Consider the following 6,988-nt stretch of genomic DNA (forward strand, 5'->3'; position numbering starts at 1 on the left):
CCCCGTTAAAATCGGCCGAACCGGCGACGTCGCATGAGTTTCACCTCGGGTCGGCCGCCGATTGATGCACGCCCGTCCCCGCCCTACGATGATCGCCGGCCCCTCATCTCTCCGTCGGAGCCCCTCCCATGAGCCTAGATCGTCGCGTCCGGGTCGTCTTCGGTCTTCTGCTTTTCCCCTTACCTCTCGCGGTCGCCGCCGAGCCCCCAATTCGCCTGAAATCCCCCGACGGTCGCCTCGCCGTGACGTTTCGCCTGGATCCGCAGGGGCGACCCACGTTCGAGGTTTCGCGATCCGGGAAGCCGGTGGCCGCCGGCTCGCTCGGCCTGGAGTTCGCCGACGGCGGGCCGATCCGTGAGGGCCTCAAGGTCATCGGCGAACGCCGCGAGAGCCGTGACGAGACGTACAAGATCCCGGTCGGTAAGGCGTCCTCGGCGCGGGACCATCACAACGAGGTCGTCGTCTCCCTGGCCGAAGCCGCGGCGTCGGGCCGTCGTTTCGACGTCGCCTTCCGGGCCTTCGACGACGGCGTCGCCTTTCGGTACCTGATCCCCAAGCCCGGCGATTTCGTCCTCGTCGACGAGCAGACCGAGCTATCCTTCCCCGGCGACCCCACGGCCCACGCCCTGCCGCTCGATAGCTACACGACGCCCTACGAGAAGTACTACGAGACGCTCCCGGCCGCCGCGATCGGCCCCGACCGCCTCATCGGCCTGCCGATCCTCCTCGAACGCCCGGGAGGCCCCTGGGTCGCCGTGACCGAGGCGAACCTCACCGACTACGCCGGGATGTACCTCGCCGGCGTCCCCGGTTCGCCGGGCGTGCTCCGTTCCAAACTCTCGCCGCTCCCCGGCCGGGCCGACCGCGCCAAGGTCGTCGGTAAAGGTCCGCATCCGTCGCCCTGGCGGATCGTGATGATTGCCGACGACCCCGGCCGGCTCCTCGAATCGAACCTGATCTTCCACCTGAGCGACCCACCGGCGATCGCCGATACGTCGTGGATCAAGCCCGGCAAGACCACGTTCCCCTGGTGGAACGGCTACGTGCTGGACGGCGTCGATTTCCAGCCCGGCGTGAACACGGCGACCATGAAGGCCTACATCGACTTCGCCGCCGAGAACGGCATCCCCTATCACTCGCTCGACGGCCTGGACATCGCCTGGTACGGCGGCCCGATCCAACCGAAGGGCCCGACCGACGTCACGAAGGCCGCCCCCTCCATCGACATGCCTGAGCTGCTCGCCTACGCCAAGAAGAAGGGCGTTCGGCTCCGCCTCTGGATGCACTGGAAGGCGCTCAAGCCCCAGATCGAGGAGGCCTTCGCCACGTATGAGCGCTGGGGGATCGAAGGCGTGATGGTCGATTTCATGGACCGCGACGACCAGGAGATGGTCCGCTTCTACCAAGAGATGGCCTCACGCGCCGCCGCCCACCACCTGACGTTGACACTGCACGGAGCCTACAAGCCGACCGGCCTGGAGCGGACCTGGCCCAACGTCCTGACCTATGAAGCTGCGCTCAATCAAGAATACAACAAGTGGCAGCCGAAGGGCGTGAAGGGGACGCCCCCGTACCACAACCTGGACATCGCCTTCATCCGAGGCATCGCCGGCCCGCTCGACTACCACCACGGCGGGATGCGGAACGTGCTCCCCGAAGACTACCGGTTCCGCGACAAGGCCCCGCCCGTCCAGGGGACTCGCGGCCACCAGTTGGCCATGTACGTCGTCTACCTGGACCACCTTCCGATGATGGCCGATTCCCCCACCGCCTACCTCGGCCAGCCCGGCCTGGACTTCCTCGTCGAGGTCCCCACCACCTGGGACGAGACCCGCGTCCTCCGCGCCGAGTTCGGCCGCTGCCTGGTCGTCGCCCGCCGCAAGGCCGACGCCTGGTACCTCGGCGGCATGACCGCCGTCGAGCCCCGCGACCTCGTCATCCCCCTCGACTTCCTCAAGACCCCCTGCGACGCCGACATCCAAACCGACGACCCCACCATCGGCCCCACCGCCCTGCTCCGCCGCCGCGAACGCGTCTCCCCCACCGACGCCCTCAAGATCGCCGTCCCCCGCGACGGCGGCTTCGTGGCGCGGCTGAAACCCCGCCCTTGATCGCGCCGCCCGCCACCTCCCTCCGGGCCCACAACGGCCGTCCCCCCTCACGGGGGAAGGTGGCCCGAAGGGCCGGATGAGGGGGACCTCAACGGCGCAAACAGGCTGTGACTGGGAAAAGACGGTCTCGCTTGAGAGCCTCTCGCCCCTCGCCCGCCCCGTCGCGACTGAACCGAAGCGGGGTGCGTCGAGCTTGTACGGCGATCCGGGATCACTCCCAGTAGAAGCCGATCCGAGCGTGCTCGCTAAGGTGCTCGGCCACCTCATCCTCGTCCGGATACTCGGACAGGCCATACCCGCCGAGGTGGGTCCGGATGCCACACAGCCGGCGAGCCAGGTCGGCGGCGTCGGCGATCGGCTCGGCGAATTGCAGCTCCAGCGAGCGCGGCTCGGCCCCGATCAGCGTGAATGGGAAATCATGCTCCAGCGCCCTCAGATCGCGGATGTAGAAGGCGGGGCAGACCCATCCCCAGTCGGTCCCCGGGCCGCAGACGGCGGCGATGACGGCGTAGGGGTCGTCGGTCGGCAGCAGGCCGATTTCCTGCCGCTCGAAGTCGTAATCGTCGTCGTAGCAGGAGATCCGCACCGGGAACGCCCCACGAGGGCCCCACTCCCCCTGCTCGGCGAGCACCGCCTCGGCGACGTCGCGGGTCGTGGGGAACCGGACGCCGAGGGTCGGCCCGACCGGAAGCTTGTCGCTCCCCTGCACCCGCCGGAAGTCGCGCCGGGACGGTCGAGCGGTCCATGTCGCGGGTTTGACGCCAAAGCGCTCGACGAAGGCGTCGACCTGGGCCCGGAAGCCCGTCGCGCGGGCCGCTCTGGCGAACGTCTGTGCCTTCAGATACGCGGCGCTCGCGAAGTCTCGGCGGCCCGCGCCGGCCTCGACCAGCATGTCGGCGATCTCGGGCTGGTCGACGTCCAGCGCGTACCAGAGCGGGCGGCAGCCATGCCCGCCCTCCAGGTCGACCGCGGCACCGGCCTCGATCAGGGCGCGGACGATCTCCAGAAGACTGCGATCGGCGGTTTCGTCATTCGCCTCGCCGATGGCGATCATGAGAGGCGTCTCGCGCTCCTTGCCGCTGTGGTGCCGGCAACCGGCGTCCGGGTCGGCCCCGGCGCGGAGCAGCAAGCGGACGACTTCGGGGCTCTTCGCCTCCTCAATCGCCATCACCAGCGCTGTGACGTCGTCGGCGTCGCGGACGTTGGGATCGGCCCCGGCCGCGAGCAGCGTCTCGACGACCGCGACGTTTCCCTTCTCCGCGGACGCGATCAGGGGCGTCTTCCGGCCGGCCAGCCGAGCGTTCACGTCGGCCCCGGACGCCAACGCCTCGCGGATCGCGTTCGCGTCCCCTGCCTCGACGGCCCTCCGCAGGACGCCCTTCATCGACCGGCCCCGCCGGGGACGATCCCCGGCCCTCGCTTGCAGATCTCGGGCGAGGGCGTGGTGCGAACCGTGACGGGCGACGTCCTCCGGCGTCAGGCCGTCGTCGTCCTCGGCCAGGGGGTCTGCCCCAGCCTCCAGCAGCAGCCCGACCGCTCCGGCGCGTCCCGCTCGCGCGGCCCAGTGCAGGGCCGTCCGGCCGTGGCGATCGTCGCGGGCGTCGACCTTCGCCCCCGCCTTCAGCAGAGCCCGGACGACGTCTTCGCGCCCCATCTCGGCCGCGCACATCAGGGGGGTATGGCCGTCGGCCGGGTCACGGGCCTCGACGTCGGCCCCGTGGTCGAGCAGCATCCCGATCATCTCCAGGCTGCGCTCACGGACCCGGACGATCAGGTCGGGATCTCGGCTCCAGCCACACATCCTCTGGATGTCAAAACCCGCCAGGTGGAGCAACGGCGTCCGCCTCTCCGTCGCGCTCTCAAGCCGCCCCTCCGGGTTGGCCCCGCGCTCCAGGAGGAGTCGCATCATGGCCGGTGGGCCCATCACCGAGAACCAGACGGATGTCTTCCCTTCGCTATCGGCTCCGTTCGGATCCGCGCCGGCGTCGAGGAGAACCTGCACCATATCCAGCCCCCTGAGGCAGGCCGCAGCCAGCGCCGGCACGCCGTGATCGCTAGGGGCGTTGGGACTGACGCCCCGGTTGATCAGCAATCGGACCAGGTCGACCGAGCCGGAGTGGACCGCCGACGACAGGGTCTCCGGCTTGGGCTCGATCCCCCGGGCGGATAGGGCGTCCAGCAGCACGAGCGCGGCGTCGACGCGCCCGCCCATCGCCGCCAGCGACAGATCGTCCGGCTGCGGCGTCGCGCCGGCTTCCAGCAGGATGCGGATGCATTCGGCGTGCCCGGCGGCGCTCGCATCGCCGAGAGGAGTGCCGCGATCACGATCCTTGACGTCGACCCTGGCCCCGGCGGCGATCAGGTCGCCGAGGATCGCCGCGTGGCCGGCCCCCGCGGCGTGGAAGACGGGGGTCCGCTTCTCGTCGTCGAGGGCGTTGGGGTCGACGCCCGACGCCAGCAGGGCCGCAACCACGTCGCGCATCCCCTCGCGCGCGGCGACGGCCAGGGGAATCTTCCCAGGTTCCTCCCGCCGGCCGCCGGTCGCGTCCATCGGCGCTCCGGCGGCCATCAGGATCTTGGCGATCGCCTCATGCCCCCGCTCGATCGCCAGCGCCAGCACGGACCGACTGGCGTCGCCGAAGGTCCCAGGGCCCCGGCCGCAACTCGGGTCGAAGTCGTCGAAACGGTTCTTCCCTTTCTCGCAGCGCAGGAGATAGTGATAGTTGAACGTGTCGGGGATGACGGCACCCGGATCGGCCCCCTCGGCGAGCAATCTCCGCACGGCCTGTTCGTCCCCCGCTCGCACGGCCGCGACCAACTCATAAGCCCGGAGGGTCGGCTCCTCGCCCTCGGCGGGAGGCGCGGCCGATCGCAGCCGCCGCGCGGCCTCGAGGTTCCCGGTCGCGAGCGCCAGGGCCAGCGGGGTGAAGCCAAAGAAATCCCAGACCCTTGGGGCAGCCCCCGCGGCCAGCAAGTCGGCGACGAATCCCGGCTCCTCGCGACAGGCCGCCAGGTGCAGAGCCGTCGCCCCGCTGGGGAGGGATTGGTCATGGGCGACTGGCTGCCTCGGGCTCGCACCAGCGGCGAGTAGGCTCCCCATCGCCGCGCGATCCCCTCTGGCGACGGCTCGGAGCAACGGCGTGAGCCCGTACTGGTCCTCGGCGTCGGTCTTCGCGCCGCCCCCCGCCAGCAGGGTGACGACCTCGACCTGACCGTACTCAAGGGCCATCTCCAGCGGCGTCCTGACGTAAGCCTTCGCCTCAGCGTCGGCACCGGCCGCCAGCAGCGCACGCACCGCGTCGACGTGCCCATACCGCGCCGCCGCGTGTAGCGGGGAAAACTGGTTCAGGAAGTCTCCAGTCGCCGTCAGGTTCGCCCCGGCCTCGGCCAGAACCCGCGCCGCTCCGGCCTGGCCGAACAGGGCGGCGAGGCCGACCGGCCTGAAGCCATAGTGATCCACGGGATCGAGATCGGCGCCGGCTCGGATCAAGTGGCCGACGATCACCTCATGCCCGAACGCCGCCGCGTAGCCCAGCGCCGTGAAGCCGTCGCGGTCGCGCCGATTCACGTCGACGCCTTGCTGGAGCAGGAAGGAAACGATCGCCTCCTGCCCGGCGGCCGAGGCGGTCATCAGCGGGGTCGGCCCGTCCGGGTTCCCCTGGCGACGCTGTCGAACCGTCCCCTGGCCGTAAAGCAACGGCCAAATCCGATCGATCAGGCCGCGCCGGCAGACGACCGGCAAGATCGGCTCCGCAGGCGGTTCGCTCGCATCCTCGCCCGGAGGCAGCACCGGCGCGTCGACATCGGCCCCCGCCTCGACCAGGGCCCGCACGGCCGCCAGCCGCCCCGCCTCCACCGCGACCAGCAGCGGCGTCCGCCCCTCGACGTCGCGAGCCTCCACAGAAACCCCGAGGTCGAGCAGGTCCCGGATCGCCATCACATCGCCGCCAAGCGCCGCATCGTGGAGGCTCATCGCGTCGGCTCCGATCGGTCAAGTATCGTAATCGCCCCGGCCCCAAGGTTCGATGAACGCCGAGTAGTTGCCTGGCATGACCTGGCGAGATGTCCGCCGTCTGCCCGCCGATCGTCGACAGGAAAGATCCCCTGCCCCCGCGGCAGACAAGGGATGAGGAGTTCCTCGCGAGGTAGTCCACCATCGTATCATCAGTCATCGCCGTGGCCCGAGACGATCACGCCTTCGCATACCACAGGAGATTGAAGTGCTAGTGGAAGAGGAGCGCAAGGAAGCGGAACGTATCCTTAAGCTATATCAGAGGCAGATACTCAACGGGACAGAGGTCATTCACCGCCTGGGATCTGTAGCTCGGCCGCACAATTTCACCGCGCTGCTCGCCGAATTGCCCGCAGAACTCATCGAGCCACTCAGAATTCAGACGTTAGCCTACCGTCCTGTTGGGGCGATTGGGTATTGGTTGCCCGTGGGGTATGCTCCATCGCGCCCGACGTTCCGCAGGCCTTCGGATTGCTCATTTCCTGACCCGCGACTTCTTGTCTGCTCGGGTAGTTATCCTGAAAATCAACAGGCCGTGGTTGCCTATCTCCGAGCGGGACACCGATACGCCGAATGGCGAGGTATCTCGTATTGCCGCTTCGGCTGCGGCAATGAAGCCGTTATGGGAAGTCGATGTCTCACGGATGGACAATGGGTTTGGCCCGAGGGACTCCCCCATTATGTCGAAACCCATTCCGTATTGTTGCCCCATGAATTTACGCGACAAGCGGCCTCGAATGGGAGTCCCGCTCCCCTCAATGCTGATTTCCCACGCTATGAGACGCAGGGAGAACCTGACTACGAATTCTGGATTGAATGGGGAAAAGCAACGCGGCAGTTCGAGGAAAAACAATAGTGCCTTTCC

General features: G+C 68.7%; 3 protein-coding genes. 1 reads left to right on the forward strand and 2 read right to left on the reverse strand.

Features of this window, described 5'->3' with window-relative positions:
* Positions 1 to 128 precede the first annotated feature (128 nt).
* The gene (locus G5C50_RS11740) at positions 129 to 2,111 is read left to right on the forward strand and encodes a glycoside hydrolase family 97 protein (protein WP_165069288.1); all 1,983 of its coding nucleotides are present in this window, start codon (positions 129 to 131) and stop codon (positions 2,109 to 2,111) included.
* Between the two features lie 211 nt (positions 2,112 to 2,322).
* On the opposite strand, the gene G5C50_RS11745 is transcribed toward G5C50_RS11740, so the two are convergent.
* Together G5C50_RS11745 and G5C50_RS32280 are read right to left on the reverse strand one after the other, a co-directional pair.
* The gene (locus G5C50_RS11745) at positions 2,323 to 6,084 is read right to left on the reverse strand and encodes an ankyrin repeat domain-containing protein (protein ID WP_165069290.1); all 3,762 of its coding nucleotides are present in this window, start codon (positions 6,082 to 6,084) and stop codon (positions 2,323 to 2,325) included.
* A 514-nt stretch (positions 6,085 to 6,598) separates the two neighbouring features.
* Positions 6,599 to 6,988 (reverse strand): hypothetical protein (locus G5C50_RS32280; RefSeq protein ID WP_206107657.1); only part of this gene is annotated, 390 nt, incomplete at its 5' end.

The organism is Paludisphaera rhizosphaerae (assembly GCF_011065895.1).
GTDB classification, from domain to species: Bacteria; Planctomycetota; Planctomycetia; order Isosphaerales; family Isosphaeraceae; genus Paludisphaera; species Paludisphaera rhizosphaerae.